The following is a 19679-nucleotide window of genomic DNA, read 5'->3' as shown; positions in this document are numbered from 1 at the left end:
TTAAAACCTTAATGTATTTGTAAAGTGTCTTATTTGATTGCGTTACTCGAGGTTACTAATAGTAACTTGTGTCACTCAACGTCACTAATCGTAACCAACGTACTTTAAATAGTCAACAATTTTATTTTTCCTTATTTTCCCTTACCTTCCCTTACCTTTACTTCTAATTATTTTTTATCGGCTAGTAAATAAATAGTTTCCTCTATATAAACACAAATTAAAACCATATAAAATAAAGGTTTTGTTTTTTACTTACATCAAAAAATTAATAGAAATAATTTAGAGAATAAGAACCTATATAGATTTTTTTTAGAAAGGAAAATGTAAATACAATAAAAAATCTTTGGATAAATTAATTATACAGGTTACTATTTGTAACTTAGTTATTTTATTACCCCTCTATATATGGTTTATTATCTATCATAGTAAAAACAGAAAGGTGAGAATGAATAATGGCAAAAGTGATGTAAGATCCAATTCACTCAGTATTTGATGATTCATACATAAAATCTTCTTAAATAAAGTCAACTTAGTTGACCTCATTCGAATTCTATTGTACTATGAGTAATGTAGTCAACGGGATTGACTACATTCGGAGTATAAAAGGAATAGGATTCACCGAAACAAAAATTAATACATTATGGAGGTTTCTCATGGCTAATATCGTTAAAATTAGAGGAAGTGTATTTGCTCCTTATGCTTGGTTAAAGCCTATTAAGGAGTCTGCAACAGGAAGAATCTTAGAATATGCTGGTGATGCACGTGAATTTACACCATATGCCGTAAACACAATGCGATCAAGATTAGAGCAAGAAGTGATTATTGATTTTTATAAAAAAGAAATTTTCACATTTGCAGATGCTTGTATTACAACTGTAAAAATTACAAATCAAGATGATTCTATTGAGCATAAAAAAGGAAAAACAGGTACAGACAACATTGTATGTACGAATGTTGTGTGGGGCACTGATGAAGTTTCTTTTGAAATGAGAGCAAGTGCCAGCAACCCTTTAGATACAGCAGCACCTGCGGCTGACTATTTATTATCTATACGTGTTAACAGAAATGGAACTTTGCATATTGAAGGTTCTCATGATGGGTTCCCTTGCTATGAATTTTATAAGCAAACGGATTTTGGTCGATTTGAATTAATCTATACACATGATTACAGAAAAACCGGTGATACTCCAGCGGCGCTAGCTGGAGAAATGGAATACAGTTTTAAAAAGACAATTTAAATATAAATATGAATCAGAAGCGTATTACTATTTAGACAAGAAAGAGCGAATATGAAAGGAAAAGCAATTGATTATGAGAAAGAAATTGCAACCTGTTTTGCTCAATGATTAAAGGTTATGTATTATCCAAAATAAAATTACAGAGGTGTTTCTCATGACTAATATCGTTAAAATTAGAGCAAGTGTATTCATTCCAACGTCTTGGACTGCAATAGGTTGGAATGGACCTAAGGAAGATAAACAAACGGGAAACTTAATCGAATTCGAAGGTGACGCACGTGAATTTACCCCTTATGCTGTAAACGCTATGCGTTCTAGAGTTGAACAAGAAGTAGTTGTAGATTTTCACAAAAAAGAAATTTTCTCATATGGGAATACGGGTATAACAACAGAAAGAGTCACAACTCCAGATGGTTCTGTTAATAAGAAATCAGGAAAAGCTAGTACAGAACGTATTGTATGCACTGATATTGAATGGGCTTCTGATGACGTCAAGTTTCAAATGAGTGCAAGTGCTAGCAATCCATTAAATATAAATGCACCTGCTGTTGACTATCTTTTAACTGTGCATGTCAAAAAAGATGGTACTGTTGAGATTCAAGGTGCACATGACGGATTCCCTTGCTATGAATTTTATAAACAAACAGATTTTGGTCCGTTTGAACAAATTCATACACATGATTTCAGAGAAACTGGTGATACAGCTGAAGCTCTAGGTGGAGACATGGAGTATAGTTTTAAAAAGATATTGTAAAGACAATATCTTTTCCCTTTTAGTGAAGATGCAAAGTTTCTTAAAAGATAAACAAGAGCCTGAATATATGAGGAAATATTATGTGGATATTAGTAATTTCTGTAAATTATGATACGCCGAAAAGGCGAAGTCTATTTGAAGACTTCGCCTTTGTTTATACAGGGCATGAACGGTTTCGATTCCTTTTATCGTACGTGAAACATAACGTAGATTTTTATAAAAAAGAAATTTTCTCATATGCAAATACGGGTATAACAACAGAAAAAGTCACAACACTAGATGGTTCAGTTAATAAAAGAACAGGAAAAGTTGTTTTATTCCCATAAAAAACTAAATTTCACTTATCCTACGGGAGCAAATATACAAATTATTTTAGGGTTATTTTAGCCCATACACAAGAAGCGATGGATCAAGTATTAGAGAATATGGCAATGGAACAACTCGTTACATTATTAGTAAATAAAATAAATGCTTCGTATAGAGTGTATATTTTTTTACGCCACTTATAACTTATATAGTTACAAGTGGTGCGATAAAAAGAAAAGTGAGGAAACGTATATATGACTGTAAAAATTAAAGTTTATTCTGATTTTGTATGCGCATTTTGTTTTTTAGCAACAGGTCCTTTGGATGAGGTTGTAAAGGAAAAAGATGTAGAAGTAGAATGGATGCCATTTGAATTGCGTCCTAGTCCATCTCCGAAAATTGATCCACGGACACAACCTCGTGTAATGGAAGCTTGGAATTCATTTATTTATCCTACTGCTAAAAAATTGGGATTAGAAATAAAGTTACCACATTTTCGTTCGTATACGCACCTTGCGTTTGAAGGTTATCAATTTGCAAAAGAACATGGAAAAGGAAATGAGTTTCACCATAGAGTGTTTATTGCACATTTCCAAGAGGAACAAAATATTGAAGACATCGAAGTGTTAACAAAATTGGCGGAGGAAGTGGGACTTTATCAGGATGCATTTAAAAAAGCATTAGTATCACGAAAGTACCGAGAAATGCATCAAAAAGCTATAAAACATGCCCATCAAGAAGTACAAATTATGGCCGTTCCAACGTTCATGATTGGTGATGAGGTCATTCAAGGATTTACTAGCAAAGAAAAATTAGCAAAGGCGATTGATCAAGAACTAGAAAAGGGTAATGAGAATGCATTAGATGGACTGCAATGTACTGTAGATGGAGATTGTTGATGATAGATTGGATTAGTGGAAAAATATAGATCAACAAAATTAAAGTCAATTAAGTTGACTTTATCAGAATTCTATTGTAATATGCATAATGTGGTCAATTAAGTTGACTACATTACTTTTGTTATAAAAGAAATGGGATCCCCCCTTTTTATTGAGTAAATAATAACAACGTAAGAGTGAATAACAGGAGGAAAAAAACATGACAACAGTTTTATTTGTAAAAGCAAACAATCGTCCAGCAGATCAAGCAGTTAGTGTGAAATTATATTATGCTTTTTTAGCAAGTTATAAAGAATCACATCCAAATGATACAGTGGTAGAGCTTGATTTATACAATGAGGAATTGCCATATGTAGGAGTAGATATGATTAACGGTACATTTAAGTCTGGTAGAGGATTTGATTTAACAGCAGAAGAAGCAAAGGCAGTAGCTGTTGCTGATAAATATTTAGATCAATTCCTTGCAGCTGATAAAGTTGTATTTGGTTTCCCGTTATGGAATTTAACAATCCCAGCCGTACTACACACATATATTGATTACTTAAACCGCGCGGGTAAAACATTTAAGTATACGCCAGAAGGTCCAGTAGGTCTTATTGGAAATAAGAAAATTGCATTATTAAACGCAAGTGGCGGTGTATATTCTAAAGGACCAAAAGCTGAAATGGAAATGGCTGTTAAATATATAGCAAGTATGATGAGCTTCTTCGGTGCAAAAGATATAGAAAAAATAGTAATTGAAGGTCACAACCAATTCCCAGATAAAGCAGAAGAAATTATTGCTGCAGGGCTTGAAAAAGCGATTAAAGTAGCAAGTACGTTCTAATTAACAAAACACTTGTCACTCTATATGGCAGTACCAACACTTTTATAGCGGTGGTACTGCTTTTTTTATTTACTTATCCCTTTATTTTTGAGTGGCAAGAATACAATTGATGCGAGCTTTCTACGCTCAAATTATTCAAATGAAAGAAGGATTACATTATAATGGAACGATTATGGACAAAGAACTATATAATGTTGACAATTACAGCATTATTACTATTTAGTGGTTTTTATTTACTCATGCCAACACTACCTATTTTTATTAAACAATTAGGTGGAAGTGAATCTCAAGTTGGATTTATTATAGGAGTGTTTACAATATCGGCAGTCATTTTACGTCCTATTGTTGGAGGATTAATGGATCGATATGGTCGACGAGTATTTATAATAAGCGGACTATTATTTTTTGCAATTACAATGTATTTTTACGATTGGGTAACAGGAGTTATATTTTTAGTGGTATTACGTATCCTCCATGGAATCAGCTGGGCAATTGCTACAACTTCGATTGGTACAGCTGTGACTGATGTGATTCCACAATCTCGTCGTGGAGAAGGAATGGGATGGTATGGACTTGCCATGACTTTAGGTATGGCTTTAGGACCAATATTAGGTCTTTGGATAGTAAAATCATTATCATTTCATTATTTATTCCTTCTATGTACAGCCTTAGCAATTATGGCATTCATACTTGCATTTGGTACAAAAATCCCAGCAGTTCAGCATACATCAAAAAAGCCAATATCATTTTTTGAAAAAACTGTATTACCAGTCGCTATTGTTACATTTTTCCTATCCTTTACTTTTGGTGGCATTACAACATTTTTACCACTATTTGCGGCAAACATTCAAGTTAATGCTGGTACTTTTTTCTTAGTGTATGCTGTCACGCTTACAGTAATTAGACCACTTGCAGGGAAGATATCAGATAAACATGGAGAAGGGATCATCATTGTTCCTGCACTTTTTATACTGATAGTCGCACTATTAGTCTTAGCAATGACAAAAGGGATTGTTGGACTAGTTATTACAGCTATTTTATATGGAATTGGATTCGGATCAGCACAACCCGCTCTTCAAATAGTAACTTTACGATTAGCTTCACCAGAGAAAAGAGGTGTAGCGAACGCTACATTCTTTACTGCTTTTGATTTAGGAATTGGTTTAGGCGCTATTCTTTTAGGGTTCGTTTCACAGCTCATGGGATATCAAATGATATTTATTGTTTGTGCTGTATCTGGGTTTATTAGTCTGTTAATTTTTATTTTGCTTGTAAAAAAGATGCTAAAATAACTTTTTAATTTACAAAAAAAAGAGCTATTCTTTTTGTAGAAATATACAGAAAGAATAGCCTATCTTTTCATTTGAGAGAAATTTTATTTTGTTCCCCTAAACGAAAAAAATGAGATGAACTTCCCCAAACGATAAATTTTTATTTCTCCTTCAAAAATTCACAGTGTATTCATTGATATATTTCTAACCCTAAGATATCTTAAATCTTAATATTTTAATGTTAGGATTCATTTCTTAAAGAACTTTTTAAGGCATTTAAACACATCCTCCTTATTTTTCAATATATAATACCTAAACTTCTCCTCTTCAATGTTTTTATAAACAGAAAAAAGGGTAGATGATGGACGTTTATACTGATTCACTTCCCCATACCCAAACATATTACACTTCTTCATCAACTCTTCCACAAGCTTTACGCATCTAGCATTATCCGAAGTTAAATTATCACCGTCTGAAAAATGGAATGGATAAATATTATAACGGTCTGGTGAATATTTATTATCGATTAACTCAAGTGCTTTTTTGTATACGGAAGAACAGATCGTTCCGCCACTTTCCCCTTTTGAGAAAAACTCTTCTTCTGTGACGACCTTCGCTTCCGTATGGTGAGCAATAAACTCAATGTCTACGGTTTCATACTTTGTGCGTAAAAATCTTGTCATCCAGAAAAAGAAGCTACGTGCCATATACTTCTCCCATATTCCCATCGATCCACTCGTATCCATCATCGCTAATACAACAGCTTTTGAATCTGGCTTTAACACTTCATTCCAAGTACGGAACTTTAAATCTTCTTGGTGAATTGGATGGAAAGATGCTTTACCACGCATTGCATTTCGTTTATATGCAGATATCATCGTCCGTTTCTTATCAATATTTCCCCATAATCCTGTTTTTCTAATATCATTAAATTCAATATGTTCAATCCGGTTTTCATCCATTTCTTTTCTCTTTAAATTAGGCAGCTCTAACTCTTTGAAAAACGCTTGCTCCAATTCTAAAATTGAGACTTCTGCTTCATAATAATCTTCTCCAGCTGCATCTCCTGCCCCTTGCCCTTTTCCTGGTCCCTTCTGCTTTTGACCACCTGATCCATCTCTTGCAACAACATCACCAACTTTGCTGTCACCGTTTCCTTGCCCAACGTGTTTGTTTTTATCATAATTGTATCTAATCTTATATTCATCTAAAGAACGAATCGGTATTTTCACAACATCCTTGCCATTAGACATAACTATACTTTCTTCTGTTACAAGGTCTGGCAAATTATTTTTGATTGCCTCCTGCACTTTTTCTTGATGGCGTTGTTGGTCGTCATATCCTTTGCGATGGAGGGACCAGTTTTCCTGTGAAATCGTGTAATTTGGTTGGTTTTCTTCGCTCATTCCTTTCCCTCCTTACTGTAATTGTCTTCCCCTATGAACAGCAATCTATAATTTTGTTTTCTAGTGTGCGTAACTAGAATATTTGAAAAATAACTGTTCATCGAAAATCATCCCATAAACATATATAGCGTTTTTCATACAATACTCCGAGCATCCTAAACAAAATTTTGCCACTCACATAATAAGAAAGAAACATTCAGCCGTTGATAAGAAAGAAACACAATGCATTGTTGCACACATTTTCGTTTTGCAACATATTGTATTGTGTTGGCTTTTTTGTATGAATGGTTGGTTACTCTATCATATGCATATTGTAAAAATAATTGACAAGAAATTCATAAAATCGCATCTTAATTTATTATATTCGGACAAGCTATGACATTTTTTACAAATATCAATAGATAACAAAACGCCGCCCCAAGAATAAGAGACAGCGTTTTGTTATCAAACTATCGATTTAACAAACTACCTACATATCGTAACAATTCATTCGCAGATGAAGAATTATAGCCATGCTCATCAATTAAGCGTGCAACAACATCATTGATTTTCTTAAGCTGATTTTCGTCTGGTGTTTTCGTTGATGTTGTAATTTTCACTATATCTTTTAAATCGGCAAATAATTTTTTCTGAATCGCTTCACGAAGACGTTCGTGTGAATTATAATCAAAGCGTTTCCCTTTACGTGCGTAAGCAGAAATGCGAATTAAAATTTCTTCACGGAATGCCTTTTTAGCATTTTCTGAAATTCCAATTTGCTCTTCAATCGAACGCATAAGTTTTTCATCTGGGCTCATTTCTTCACCAGTTAACGGATCACGTAATTTTGATTTATTGCAGTATGCTTCGACGTTATCTAAGTAATTATCCATAAGTGTCTTAGCTGATTCTTCGTATGAATAAACAAATGCTTTTTGTACTTCTTTCTTAGCAATTTCATCGTATTCTTTTCTCGCTAATGAGATGAAATTCATATAGCGCTCTCGGTCCTCACTACTAATTGACGGGTGCTGATCCAATCCGTCTTTTAACGATCTCAGTACATCTAGTGCATTAATAGATGGTACCTCTTTTCGAATAATTGTAGAAGAAATTCGGTTAATGACATAACGAGGGTCAATCCCCTTCATACCTTCATCTTGATATTCGCGTTGCAGTTCCTCTACATCAATCGTATTATATCCTTCTACCGTTTCTCCATCATATAAACGCATCTTTTTAATTAAATCAATATCTGGACGCTTCGGGTCTTTTAAACGAGTTAAAATAGTGAACATTGCTGCAACGCGAAGTGTATGCGGTGCAATATGAACATTGGACACATCACTTTCACGAATCATTTTTTCATAAATATGTTCTTCTTCACTAACCCGTAAATTATATGGAACCGGCATTACAATAATTCGTGAATGCAATGCTTCATTTTTCTTATTTGCTATGAAGGAACGATACTCTGTTTCATTTGTATGCGCTACAATTAATTCATCTGCTGAAATAAGCGCAAATCTTCCTGCTTTAAAATTCCCTTCTTGTGTAAGCGATAGTAAATGCCATAAAAATTTCTCATCACATTTTAACATCTCTTGGAATTCCATCATGCCGCGGTTCGCCTTATTTAATTCTCCATCAAATCGATATGCACGAGGATCTGATTCCGAACCGTATTCTGCAATTGTAGAAAAGTCTAGACTACCTGTTAAATCGGCAATATCTTGTGATTTTGGATCAGAAGGACTAAATGTACCAATTCCTGTACGGCGATCTTCAGAGAAGAAAATACGCTCTACAACTACATCCTCAATTCTTGACCCGTATTCTTGCTCTAGACGCATAACATTTAATGGTGATAAATTCCCTTCAATCCTTACTCCATATTCATCAAAGAAATCATTCCGTAAATGTTGCGGAATTAAATGAAGTGGATCTTCATGCATTGGGCATCCTTTTATTGCAAAAATCGCTCCACGATCTGTTCGTGAATATGTTTCTAATCCTCGTTTCAACATCGTAACTAATGTTGATTTCCCCCCACTAACAGGCCCCATTAATAACAAAATACGTTTCCTAACATCTAATCGTTTTGCAGATGGATGAAAATATTCTTCCACAAGGCGTTCTAAAGCATCCTCTAATCCAAATAGCTGATTACTAAAGAAGTTATATTTTCTTCTACCATCAACTTCTTCAATTCCAGCATCTTTTATCATATTGTAAATGCGAGAGTGTGCTGTTTGAGCCACCCATGGTCTTTCTTTCACAAGCTCCAAATACTCCGCAAACGTACCTTCCCATTGTAAACGTTCTTCTGCTTCCCGATATTGTTCAATTTTCTTTAGAATATCCATTATAACTCCTCCCCCATCTCCTTGTTCAATCGGATTATTATAAAAGGTATGCTAGGATGTCCTTAAACATTCTTTAAATCAAAACGAAATATATAATAGCGCGATAAAATTCTCTCCAAAATTCAAAGAAAATTCTGTATAATAAAGGTATTAAAGTTTTCATGCTGCTATTCATTGTAAATAAATTCTTTTCTTCTGGGAACCTTACATACATTTCGATTCACAAATAGGATTCGTAAACCGAAAAAGTAAGGGGGAAATTAGTATGAAGTTATTATTAATTTTAGGTGTATCACTCACATTTCTTACAGCTATTTTCACATCTGGTTATAACGATAAGCCAGGTACACAAAAAAAGTGATGTGCTTTTCAGCACATCACTTTTTTTCTTGTTTTTTATACACTATTTAAAATAAATATTTTCCACATCGTATATCGATAAAGGGCGATTATAAAAATAACCTTGTACGATTTTCACATTCTTTTCCTTTAAAAACTGTATTTGTTCCGCCTTTTCTACTCCTTCTGCAATCACATTTAACCCTAGAGTATGTGCTAAATGAATAATTGCAGCCGTAATATTCGTATCTCTTTCATCTTTATATATACCTTCCATAAAAGAACGATCAATTTTTAACGTATCAATCGGATATGTTTTTAAATAACTTAAAGATGAATATCCCGTTCCAAAGTCATCTAAATGAATCTTTAAATTTTGTTCTTTTAACTGCAATAACACTCTTTTTGATACATCTTTATGTATAAGAGCCCCTTCTGTAACTTCTATTGCTAATAAATGAGGGGGAACGTTGTACTTATTTAAAGCACGTGTAATCATCTCTATTAATGTAATAGAACGAAAATGTCTAGCTGAAATATTAACTGCGATTGGTACAACCTCATATCCTTTATTTAACCATTCACGTATCTGTTCACAAACTTGATGTACTACCCATTCATCAAGTTTAATAATAAACCCTGTTCTTTCAGCAAGTGGGATAAATTGATTTGGCGAGACAAAACCTAGCTCCTTATTCTCCCACCTTATTAAGGCTTCCATACTGGCCATCTTTCCCGTTTCAATATTAATTTGAGGTTGATAATAGAGGGAAAATTCATTTTTCTCTATAGCACGATGTAACTGATTTTCTATTATAAACCTTTGTTCACGTTCACAATCTAATCCACTACAATAAAAATGATAATACCCTTTTCCTTTTTCCTTTGCTTTTTCCAAAGCTGCGTCGACTCTTTGGAAAAGCATTTTTTCATCCATTCCATCTTCTGGGGCCATTACAATCCCAATTGATGCACTCAAATAAACATCCTCTTCTTCTATTACAAAATGCCCACTAATTTTCTTTAATATTGTTTGTGCAACTTCCTCTACGTATTCTCTCGTTATATTTTCTATTAACATAACAAATTGATCATCATGTTCTCTAAATAAATGCATATCTTCTATCTTTAGGTCTCGTAAGCATTCAGTAACTTTTTTTAAGACTTGATCCCCTTCTTTATGACCAAATGTATCATTAATAAGGTGAAATTCATCCAAATCTATAAAAACCAATGCGAATTCTTTATTCTCAGCTAAAAATTCATTTAGCTTATTTGTACATGATATTCTATTCATTAACCCCGTTAACTGATCAAAGTAAGCCAAATATTCTGTTTTCATCTCATTTAATACTTGCCTCGTAACATCCCTCGTAACAATGTACACCCCGACGATTTCACTATTCACAATAATGGGGATTGTCCTCACGGAAATATAAAGTTCATATCCTTCTTTATGAATATATTTCTTTGCAACAATTTGTTTTGCTCTTCCCTGTAAAGCATTTTTAAATATAATTTGAAAAGTTTTTTCATATTCTTTATTTATAAACTGAAAAATAAATTGGTCCTTTAACTCTTCATATCGATACCCAAAAATTTCATAAGTCGCTGGATTTGCATATGTAATTCTTCCAATAGAATCTACAGATATAATGGAATCATTATTATATTCTAGTAATGACTTAAATAACATTTGTTTTTCTTCTATTTCCACTTTTTTCTTAACCTGTGCTGTAATATCTCTAGTAATACAAATAATAAACTGACATGTTCCATTTACATCGCATACTGGATTAAGTGAAGATTCATAATGTATATCACCAGTTGGCAAACTAATTACATCACAAAATGTAATTGCTCTCGCTTCTCTCATTACTTTTGCATAGTGTCCTTGCAATAACCTTGCCGTATCTTCTGGTAATACTTCTGCAAAAGTTTTCCCATAACATTCTTTCCCTAGCCTGGCGTGATTCATTCCTATTTTATTCACATAAATATATTTAAAAGTTTCATCATCAATAACTTTCACAATAAACACTAAATCTTGAATAGCATGTAACAATCCCTGTCTTACTAAATCCATATCTATCATACTTAAAAAGGTATTTTGATTATTATATTGTTCCTTCATATTTATCTCAACCCGTCTTATCTATTTTTATTCATATATCTCATTCTATATGAATATGTACCTTTTTTAAAATGTATGATTACATATTTTTTTAAAAAATAAAAAAGCCGCCAAATGGCGACTTTTAATACACGATTTCTAAATCTAATCCTGGATAATTTTGTTGACGGAACGCTTCATAAATTAAAATTGCTGCTGTATTAGATAAATTTAATGAACGTACTTTATCCGTCATTGGAATACGTAAACAATGATCGAAGTTTTCTTCAATTACATTAGCTGGTAATCCATTTGTTTCTCTTCCAAATACGAAATAGTAATCCTTCTCACGTTTGCTATAATCAAATGCTGTATGAGCTTTCTCGCCATACTTTGTTAAATAAAAGAATTCACCATCTTTATTTTTCTCATAAAATTCTTCGATTGAATCATAATACGTAACTTTTACGTGCTGCCAATAATCTAATCCTGCACGCTTTAACATTTTGTCATCCGTTGAAAATCCAAGCGGTCTAATCAAATGTAATTCTGTTCCAGTTGCTGCACAAGTACGTGCAATATTTCCTGTATTTGCTGGAATTTCTGGTTGATATAAAACAACATGTACTCCCACGCGATATTCACCTCTATTTTTTATCTACTACGTATTATACCACTTGAACGAAAAATCTCTACCCATTAATAATATGAAAGAATTTATATTTCATTTGTGGTGTATATTTACTAGAATCTTCATAGTTCCAATAACGCCTGCGGCTATTCGCTGAATGTGCATTTACAAGCGGCATACCATCTGCGTCTTTTGCTACTACAATTGTCGTATGATTCCACCTACCATCATCCTCAAAATCATACGCAATTACATCGCCAAGAATAAGGTCTTCTGGCCTTTCTACTGCTTCTGCTCGAAGCCCTGTTGTAGCACCTGACAAATACCAATAAAAAGAGTGTGCTACAGCCCAGCTCCAACTCCACTGGTTTCCCCTTTGCCACCACCCTTTACGAATGTTAGGATGTCCATTCATCGGTACTTCTCCAGTATGCAGACATTGTGAAATGAAATTTGTACAATTATCCGGAAAATTACGGTATGCAGAATTGCGATCATCCCACCAACGCTCTGCATATTTCACTGCCTCTAAACGATTATATTGATATGAACCGTATTTTTCTTTCGTGACTTCCCGTTCTAACGTTTCACCTATTCCTATTTCTTCTGACACTTCGAGAGCATAATCATCTATTATACAACTATTTTTTAAACAAACTCGTCGTTTTAATTGTTCCTCTTCGATATAAAATAATTCTTTATGCTTAATTAAATATTTCAAGTGTATTTGATAATCAATTTCTTGATGCTCATTACTATTTAATTGTCTAACGAAAGAAATATCTGCAGTTGCTTTCACTATATGTGCACTACGCTTTTGAAACAATTGTTTCTTTCTCTGTACCATTTGTAACAAATCTACTGCAATACCATCTACATCTGTTCGTTTCTCTGTTATATATGCTAAAAACTGTTGCACTTGCTTTTCAATATTCGCTTTTACAACCATTTCGTCTCCCTCCCATATTACAATATGAAAAAGGGAGATATTATCTACTCTTTTTTCTGTGCTAACAATTCAAGTCCACGATTCATTTCATGAAGAACCTCTTCATCTTTCTCACGTTCCATCGCTTTTTCAATCGCTTCTCCTACTCCATCTCCACCAATTTTCCCAAGTGCCCATGCTGCTGTTCCCCGAAGGACTGGTCTTGGGTCATCTTTCATAACACCGATTAAATCAGGAATTGCTGCTGTTTCTTTAAAATGCGCAAGTGCTAAAATAGCATTTCGTTGCAATGGTTTTTTACCTCTCCATGAACCAGACATAATTCCATACTTCTCTTTAAAATCACGATTACTAATTGTTAAAAGTGGTGTTAATAACGGTTTAACTAACTCAGGGTCAGGCTCCATTTCAGGATGGTTATGAAAATCCATTCCTTTATTTTTCGGACAAACAGTCTGACACGTATCACATCCATATATACGGTTTCCTATTTTATCGCGATATTCTTCAGGCAGAAACCCTTTTGTCTGTGTTAAAAATGCAATACATTTCTTCGAGTCCAACTGCCCGCCTTGTACTAAAGCACCTGTAGGACAAATATCAATACATTTCGTACAACTTCCACATTGATCTTCTATTGGCCGATCAGGAGGGAATGGAACATTCGTAATCATTTCTCCTAAGTATACATACGAACCAAATTCCGGCGTAATAATAGCGCAGTTCTTACCACTCCATCCAATACCGGCACGCTCTGAAACAGCTCGATCACTTAGCTCCCCTGTATCAACCATTGATTTCACTTCTATATCCGGCAGCTTTTCGATTAAATACGCCTCTAACTTTTGCAAACGATCTCGTAGAACAAGGTGATAATCTTGGCCCCAAGAAGCACGGCAAAAAATCCCACGTCGTTCCCCTCGTTTACTTAATGGTGCATTTTTTAATTTTGAAGGGTATGCTAAAGCAATCGCAATAATTGATTTCGCACCAGGTAACAATAGCTGTGGATTCGTTCTCTTCTCTATATCAGGCTCTTCGAATCCAGACTGATAATTCAATTGTTGTTGCTGGATTAGGCGCTGCTTTAATTCCTCAAATGGTGAAGCACTGGCAAAACCTATTTTATCTATACCAATCGTTTTACTATACGCAATTACATCTTGCTTTAATTGTTCAAAGTCCATTTTCAATCGCCTCCACCGATGAATCTATCCCTTATGTAACGACTATACTGGTTATCAATTCACTTTTGGAATAATATTCTTCACTTCTATTTTCGCATACAATTATGATTTTCAAACATTAAAAAACGCAATGCTTCGTTTATCTTAGAAACGAAACACTGCGTTGATCACAATTTATTAGAAAAACATTAAATAAAATTTGGAGCGGGTGAAGAGAATCGAACTCTCGACCAGAGCTTGGAAGGCTCTTGTTTTACCACTAAACTACACCCGCAAATATGAAAAAAATATAAGATATTGAAATAACTTATGTAAAGTAGTATAGCATGTAAAAAAAATCGAAGCAAGAAATTTATCGAAAAAAGTCGAAAAAGTGATGAGATACCTCATCACTTTTTCAATTCTTTATCAATCGCCTTCTTCATACTATCGAAATCAGGGTTTGCAAGATTCCCATTTATATATACTGAAGGAGCACCTTGAACTTTTAATTTTTGAGCACGATCTGAATCTTTACGTACTTTGTCTTTCATTTCTTTACTGTGTAAATCTTTTTTAAACTGTTCTACATTAATTTTCGGAAGCTTTTCTTTCACAATATTAAGAAGTAATTCTTCTGTAATCCATTCTTCCGTATCTTTCTTTTGATTTTGATAAATCTCATCATAGAAAATCCAGAATGAATCTTGATCTTGTTTATAAATTGCTTCACCGGCAGCTGCACCTAAATCAGAGTCTTTTCCGATAAACGGGAAGTTAATAAAATATAACTGCACTTTACCTTTATCAATATACTCTTCTTTTAATCGTGGTAATACTGTTACATCCCAAGTACGACAAGCTGGACATTTAAAGTCTCCAAATTCAACTACCTTAACTGGAGCATCATCTTTTCCTAAAGATTGTTGCGTAGAATAAGCAAACATCTCATTCCCTTTATCTTTCTTGTCATTTATGATGCTATACACAATCGTCCCGATTACAATCAATACTGCGATAGAAAAAACTATACCAAGAGCCATGAGTTTGTTTGATGATTTCATATACATTCCTCTTTAATTTCATATTCTGTATACATCATTGTACACAATACACATAATATCAATACTTACATAGGTCACGCAATGAACACGCTCACATAAATTACAAAAATACAACGTTTGTGACAATATTGTGTCGCCTTTTGTCACAAATTATTAAAAAAAGAAGCTCCTATGTAGGAACTTCTTTTAACTTACTGCTTTTTCACGGGCATTTTTTAACATGGATTGCTCTGTTTTTATATCATGGCGAATTACTAATTTCTCACTAACTGCTTGCACATATTCATCATGATTTATATACCCTTCTTTCTCCATTAGCCTTAAAACTACATTCCGTCTCTCAACTGCTTTATCATAATTTTGTGCAGGTGAGTAATAAGCCGGTGCTTTTACTATAGCAGCCATCATTGCACTTTCAGCCAGTGTTAATTGATCCACTTTTTTACCGAAGTAAAGGTTTGCTGCTTTTTCAATCCCCCATGCGCCTTCTCCGTAGTAAATATTACTTACATACAATTTTAATATCTCATCCTTTGTGAATGTACGTTCAATCTTTTTCGTATAAAAAATTTCTTTCCACTTACGGGAAAATGTACGTTCATTAGATAAGAAAGCATTTTTAGATAACTGCTGTGTAATCGTGCTTCCTCCTTGCACAACACCACCAGCTTTTATATTCTCAATAGACGCCCTGATAATCGCTATATAGTCTAAGCCGTTATGATGATAAAATCTTTTATCTTCCGTCGCAATAAATGCGTGTGTTAATGATTCTGGCACCTCTAACTTAGCAGGTACATGTAATTTACTAATATCACTTCGCTCAATCATTACATTTCCAACGAATAATAATGCAAAACTTAACAATAATAATAATATAATGGCTTTATAAAGAAATTTAGTTAATGGATTTAATGCAACTTTTTGATGATAGTTCACTCTAGATAATACTCGTTCTTTCATCTCGAACACCTCTTTTCCACACAGCATATAACTCTTAATTTAAGAATACCTTGTTATAAAAGAATATCCCATCGATTTCTCTTACACCTACCTTACAACATTGTAAGGTGTAAAAATGTATTGTATCACAGTCCCTTTTTATCTACTATTCATATGAAATATTGAATATACATTTATTTATCACACTATTTATAGGAAGTAGGACTCTCCTTAATTTCACTTTATTCTTTTATTATATCAGTTTATACATTTATGCTTTTAAACATCTAGCAATCTAATTATATACGATATATCACCATTATACAGAACGAACGTTCTATAAATCAATACTAGCTTTCGGATTATCTCGCTATTTGTGTGCAGTAAGAATTCTCCCTCAAAACTTGGCTAAAGCTAGGAAATTAGGTGGTAGTCCTGCTTCCTCCACCCATTATTAGCCTACACTTTATTATTGTGACCTTTTTCTGAAACAGTATACATAAAGAAAAGGTTAGCAATTTGAGCTGTCCTCAAATAACTAACCTTTTCTTTACAACCTTCCTATAAGATTATATGGCTGAACTTCCCATGTTTCGTATGGAATAAAATGCATTGCTTTCATCGCATCAAGTGTCCTTGATTTCATATGAGGACGCGTTATATACTCATCAATGTTCTCTTCGTTTAAAGCAACAAATTTAGCCTCTTGTATTTCTTCAGATTGAATTTTTATTTCACCACTAACATATGCTACTTTAAAAACAACAGCTACAATATGCCTAGAAGCATTATAATAAATCCCTGTAACTCCGATAGGCTTCACAGTTAATCCTGTTTCCTCCATTATTTCTCTGCAAACAGCTTGATCGAGCGCTTCCCCTTCTTCTACCTGTCCTCCAGGCATTTCCCACGTATCTGCTCGCCAGTGCACTTTCGTTAAAAGCACCTCATTCTTTTCATTTGTTACATAACCTGCTACGGCAACAATATGCTTTGGTGTTTTATGCTCCACAGAAATACCTCCTAGAAATATGATTATTTAAAATACAAACCTATAACCATATTCCCTAGCAGCTACAAAATACCTTTAATACTTTACCACCTTAATTAACTCCATAAAAAAAGACCCTATCCGTTAAAGGAAAGGGTCTTCTGTCTTATATTATTCCCCTAAGTCTACGTTGTGGTAAACTTGCTGTACATCTTCTAAATCTTCTAATGCATCAACCATTTTTTCAAATTGCACTTGAGCATCTTCAGGAAGTTCTACATCACTTTGTGCAAGCATTGTTAATTCTGCAACTGTAAATTCTTCAACACCAGCACCTTTAAGTGCAGATTGTACTGAATGGAACTGATCAGGTTCAGCATAAACGATAACAGAATCTTCTTCTTCTAGAATGTCACGTGCATCTACATCTGCTTCCATTAAGATTTCAAGAACTTCATCTGATGTTTTACCTTCAAGACCGATAACAGCTGTCGCATCAAACATGTAAGCGACAGAACCGTTTACACCCATGTTACCACTGTTTTTGCTAAATGCAGCTCGTACATCTGCTGCAGTACGGTTTACGTTATTTGTCAGTGTATCTACAATTACCATAGATCCGTTTGGTCCAAAGCCTTCATAACGAAGCTCGTCATAGTTTTCTTCTGAACCGCCTTTTGCCTTTTCAATCGCACGGTCAATAATTGTTCTTGGCACGTTGTATGTTTTCGCACGTTCTAATACAACTCTTAACGTTTGGTTTGATTCTGGATCTGGCTCGCCTTGTTTTGCTGCCACATAAATTTCACGTCCAAATTTCGCGTATATACGGCTTGTATTTGCATCTTTTGATGCTTTTTTTTCTTTAATATTGTTCCATTTACGGCCCATACTTTCCACTCTCTTTCCCATTTTAAATCTACATAAAAATATTAATATGAAATATAATGTGTATTCAACACATTTTTAAAAGAAATATAAAAAGTTCATTTTTGATTCATATTACAGACATAATATAAATCACTATCATTTTGTTCTTTCGACAAGTTATATTATACATGAATTCCTAAGTTTATTACGAATTTTAGAATCACATAGCATAATTTAACAAAAAAAAACCTAACATTTCTGTTAGGGTCTTTTTAGGTGACATTTATATAGAGTGCTACCCTTAAAATCCTTTATTTTAAAGCATTTTAAAAATTTTGAGCTTCTTTAAACATGATAAATTAAAATGAAACGGAGCCAAAATGGAATCATATTAAATAACTGACACCTTTTACTTTCATTTCTCTCCCTTGATTAAATTTATCATATTTCATTTATTACTGTGATGATTTATTTTATTATTTCTCGCTAAACAATAAGAAACAGGGCAAAGCTGCCATGTCCTTTTAAAGATTTGTTATGTAGTATGTTATGAACTATTCATTATCAAACTAAAGTTATTCCTTTTCATTCCTCTACTAATCCCATAATATTTCCTTAATTACTTTCTATTGCTGTATAATTAAAATAGGAAAAAATTTGAAGAAAAGATAGGGGGAGAATTATGACACATTCAAATGAGAAAAAATCACATGGTTTTAAAGGAATAGGAGAGAAGTTAAACCCAACTATCTATCAAGTGAGATTCATAAAATTGGATGGTCCAATTCACTTTGATTCGTTCCCTAAATTAAAGGAATTAGGGGACTGGTTGAGTACTTCAACGCAAATATGGTCGTGTCACTCAACTATGTACAAGTACAACAGAGAAGAGTTTGAAAAGAAGTTTTTCGAAATTACGAAATTACCAGCTGATAATGTGGTAATTTCAACTGGTGGTATCGGATTTAACTTCATGTCACCAGGGTGGAGAGATTCTCTCTAGAGTGCTCGAAAAAATTCTTGTATATGTAATATTCTACTGAAATTTTATAAAAGGATAAAACCGAACTTTTGGTTTTATCCTTTTAATACTTCATAGTTTTTTCCAACTGTATCTAAAGTTCGTCACTTACTCACCGCACACTACCCCAACGCACTATTAGTGCTTATTTTGTAGTGTGAAAAAAACACAAAAAAACTCTACACAATTAGTGTAGAGCCTTGATGTTACGCCGTTCGTGATACCGATGGTCGGGGTCGAACCGACACTCCCGAAGGAACACGATTTTGAGTCGGTTATAGAATTTAATCTTCTCCATAAACCATCAGAAACATTGATATATATACGCTCTTTAACGTTCAATTTAAGTTTAAACAAAATTATAACATACGACTATCTTGTAAATAAGTATATTTCGTTTAAAAAGGTTCGTCAAGTTGAGTAGTTCGACATAAAACGAGTTTCTTCCTATTATATAGGTGAATATATTATTTAATATATTAGCGCCCTTACCGACACAAAACTCTTTAAATAGGCATTAAGTACAACCAAAAGACTAAATCAATTGT

The 19679-nt window shown here is 33.6% G+C and carries 16 protein-coding genes, 1 tRNA gene and 2 pseudogenes; 7 read left to right on the top strand and 12 right to left on the bottom strand.

Annotated elements, in window-relative coordinates; genetic code table 11:
• Nucleotides 1-653: 653 nt before the first annotated feature.
• Both CQ058_RS21660 and CQ058_RS21655 read left to right on the top strand, forming a co-directional pair.
• Nucleotides 654-1238 (top strand): DUF3238 domain-containing protein, encoded by a 585-nt coding sequence (locus CQ058_RS21660; protein WP_105589971.1) that lies wholly within the window; start codon nucleotides 654-656, stop codon nucleotides 1236-1238.
• 154 nt (nucleotides 1239-1392) lie between these two features.
• Complete coding sequence (locus tag CQ058_RS21655; protein ID WP_087963129.1) at nucleotides 1393-1992, top strand: DUF3238 domain-containing protein; 600 nt, start codon at nucleotides 1393-1395, stop codon at nucleotides 1990-1992.
• A 78-nt stretch (nucleotides 1993-2070) separates the two neighbouring features.
• Here the strand turns inward: CQ058_RS21655 and CQ058_RS32365 are convergent.
• Nucleotides 2071-2211 (bottom strand): annotated as a pseudogene (locus CQ058_RS32365) (IS6 family transposase); the annotation flags it as partial.
• Between CQ058_RS32365 and CQ058_RS32360 the strand changes: the two are divergent.
• The 4 genes and pseudogenes from CQ058_RS32360 to CQ058_RS21630 form a co-directional block, all read left to right on the top strand.
• A pseudogene (locus tag CQ058_RS32360) lies at nucleotides 2199-2300 on the top strand (DUF3238 domain-containing protein); the annotation flags it as partial. The pseudogenes CQ058_RS32365 and CQ058_RS32360 overlap by 13 nt on opposite strands.
• Nucleotides 2301-2552: 252 nt before the next feature.
• Entirely contained in the window at nucleotides 2553-3197 is a 645-nt protein-coding gene (locus tag CQ058_RS21640) for a DsbA family oxidoreductase (RefSeq protein WP_002114586.1), read from the top strand.
• A 199-nt stretch (nucleotides 3198-3396) separates the two neighbouring features.
• Nucleotides 3397-4023 carry an FMN-dependent NADH-azoreductase gene (locus CQ058_RS21635; protein WP_087963127.1) on the top strand — a complete coding sequence of 209 codons (627 nt, stop codon included), beginning with the start codon at nucleotides 3397-3399 and terminating at the stop codon, nucleotides 4021-4023.
• Between the two features lie 161 nt (nucleotides 4024-4184).
• Nucleotides 4185-5315 carry an MFS transporter gene (locus tag CQ058_RS21630; protein ID WP_087963126.1) on the top strand — a complete coding sequence of 377 codons (1131 nt, stop codon included), beginning with the start codon at nucleotides 4185-4187 and terminating at the stop codon, nucleotides 5313-5315.
• A 227-nt stretch (nucleotides 5316-5542) separates the two neighbouring features.
• Here CQ058_RS21630 and yhbH read toward each other — a convergent pair whose 3' ends face one another.
• The 11 genes from yhbH to CQ058_RS21560 form a co-directional block, all read right to left on the bottom strand.
• Complete coding sequence (gene yhbH, locus CQ058_RS21625) at nucleotides 5543-6700, bottom strand: sporulation protein YhbH (protein WP_087963125.1); 1158 nt, start codon at nucleotides 6698-6700, stop codon at nucleotides 5543-5545.
• A 449-nt stretch (nucleotides 6701-7149) separates the two neighbouring features.
• Nucleotides 7150-9045: a PrkA family serine protein kinase gene (locus CQ058_RS21610; protein WP_002029658.1), complete on the bottom strand. Its 1896-nt coding sequence runs from the start codon at nucleotides 9043-9045 to the stop codon at nucleotides 7150-7152.
• Between the two features lie 403 nt (nucleotides 9046-9448).
• Nucleotides 9449-11518, bottom strand: coding sequence for a sensor domain-containing protein (locus CQ058_RS21600; RefSeq protein WP_002140299.1), 2070 nt, complete (start codon nucleotides 11516-11518; stop codon nucleotides 9449-9451).
• A 124-nt stretch (nucleotides 11519-11642) separates the two neighbouring features.
• Nucleotides 11643-12131, bottom strand: a complete 489-nt coding sequence (gene trmL / locus CQ058_RS21595) for a tRNA (uridine(34)/cytosine(34)/5-carboxymethylaminomethyluridine(34)-2'-O)-methyltransferase TrmL (RefSeq protein WP_000538149.1) — start codon at nucleotides 12129-12131, stop codon at nucleotides 11643-11645.
• 58 nt (nucleotides 12132-12189) lie between these two features.
• On the bottom strand, nucleotides 12190-13077 hold the full coding sequence (locus tag CQ058_RS21590; RefSeq protein ID WP_002029655.1) for an amidase domain-containing protein: 888 nt from the start codon (nucleotides 13075-13077) through the stop codon (nucleotides 12190-12192).
• Nucleotides 13078-13121: 44 nt separating this feature from the next.
• Nucleotides 13122-14264, bottom strand: a complete 1143-nt coding sequence (gene queG / locus CQ058_RS21585; RefSeq protein WP_002115986.1) for a tRNA epoxyqueuosine(34) reductase QueG — start codon at nucleotides 14262-14264, stop codon at nucleotides 13122-13124.
• A 200-nt stretch (nucleotides 14265-14464) separates the two neighbouring features.
• Nucleotides 14465-14538 (bottom strand) — tRNA-Gly (locus tag CQ058_RS21580).
• Between the two features lie 115 nt (nucleotides 14539-14653).
• Entirely contained in the window at nucleotides 14654-15307 is a 654-nt protein-coding gene (locus CQ058_RS21575) for a DsbA family protein (RefSeq protein ID WP_002091101.1), read from the bottom strand.
• A gap of 186 nt (nucleotides 15308-15493) precedes the next feature.
• Nucleotides 15494-16270, bottom strand: coding sequence for a transglycosylase domain-containing protein (locus tag CQ058_RS21570; RefSeq protein WP_002091102.1), 777 nt, complete (start codon nucleotides 16268-16270; stop codon nucleotides 15494-15496).
• 529 nt (nucleotides 16271-16799) lie between these two features.
• A complete protein-coding gene (locus CQ058_RS21565; RefSeq protein WP_002188226.1) occupies nucleotides 16800-17261 on the bottom strand; it encodes an NUDIX hydrolase in 462 nt (153 codons plus the stop codon).
• Between the two features lie 150 nt (nucleotides 17262-17411).
• The gene (locus CQ058_RS21560) at nucleotides 17412-18131 is read right to left on the bottom strand and encodes a YebC/PmpR family DNA-binding transcriptional regulator (RefSeq protein ID WP_002113875.1); all 720 of its coding nucleotides are present in this window, start codon (nucleotides 18129-18131) and stop codon (nucleotides 17412-17414) included.
• A 661-nt stretch (nucleotides 18132-18792) separates the two neighbouring features.
• Between CQ058_RS21560 and CQ058_RS21555 the strand changes: the two genes are divergently transcribed.
• Nucleotides 18793-19113, top strand: a complete 321-nt coding sequence (locus CQ058_RS21555; protein WP_002140297.1) for a DUF3884 family protein — start codon at nucleotides 18793-18795, stop codon at nucleotides 19111-19113.
• Nucleotides 19114-19679: the final 566 nt, after the last annotated feature.

This window comes from Bacillus sp. MYb56 (genome assembly GCF_002976445.1).
GTDB classification, from domain to species: Bacteria; Bacillota; Bacilli; order Bacillales; family Bacillaceae_G; genus Bacillus_A; species Bacillus_A mycoides.
This window is presented reverse-complemented; position numbering and strand designations above follow the sequence as displayed.

Bases quoted from the DNA above. Each gene is read 5' to 3' on its own strand.
- CQ058_RS21660 (WP_105589971.1), top strand. From the start codon at position 654: ATGGCTAATATCGTTAAAATTAGAGGAAGTGTATTTGCTCCTTATGCT.
- CQ058_RS21655 (WP_087963129.1), top strand. From the start codon at position 1,393: ATGACTAATATCGTTAAAATTAGAGCAAGTGTATTCATTCCAACGTCT.
- CQ058_RS21640 (WP_002114586.1), top strand. From the start codon at position 2,553: ATGACTGTAAAAATTAAAGTTTATTCTGATTTTGTATGCGCATTTTGT.
- CQ058_RS21635 (WP_087963127.1), top strand. From the start codon at position 3,397: ATGACAACAGTTTTATTTGTAAAAGCAAACAATCGTCCAGCAGATCAA.
- CQ058_RS21630 (WP_087963126.1), top strand. From the start codon at position 4,185: ATGGAACGATTATGGACAAAGAACTATATAATGTTGACAATTACAGCA.
- yhbH (WP_087963125.1), bottom strand. From the start codon at position 6,700: ATGAGCGAAGAAAACCAACCAAATTACACGATTTCACAGGAAAACTGG.
- CQ058_RS21610 (WP_002029658.1), bottom strand. From the start codon at position 9,045: ATGGATATTCTAAAGAAAATTGAACAATATCGGGAAGCAGAAGAACGT.
- CQ058_RS21600 (WP_002140299.1), bottom strand. From the start codon at position 11,518: ATGAAGGAACAATATAATAATCAAAATACCTTTTTAAGTATGATAGAT.
- CQ058_RS21590 (WP_002029655.1), bottom strand. From the start codon at position 13,077: ATGGTTGTAAAAGCGAATATTGAAAAGCAAGTGCAACAGTTTTTAGCA.
- queG (WP_002115986.1), bottom strand. From the start codon at position 14,264: ATGGACTTTGAACAATTAAAGCAAGATGTAATTGCGTATAGTAAAACG.
- CQ058_RS21575 (WP_002091101.1), bottom strand. From the start codon at position 15,307: ATGAAATCATCAAACAAACTCATGGCTCTTGGTATAGTTTTTTCTATC.
- CQ058_RS21570 (WP_002091102.1), bottom strand. From the start codon at position 16,270: ATGAAAGAACGAGTATTATCTAGAGTGAACTATCATCAAAAAGTTGCA.
- CQ058_RS21560 (WP_002113875.1), bottom strand. From the start codon at position 18,131: ATGGGCCGTAAATGGAACAATATTAAAGAAAAAAAAGCATCAAAAGAT.
- CQ058_RS21555 (WP_002140297.1), top strand. From the start codon at position 18,793: ATGACACATTCAAATGAGAAAAAATCACATGGTTTTAAAGGAATAGGA.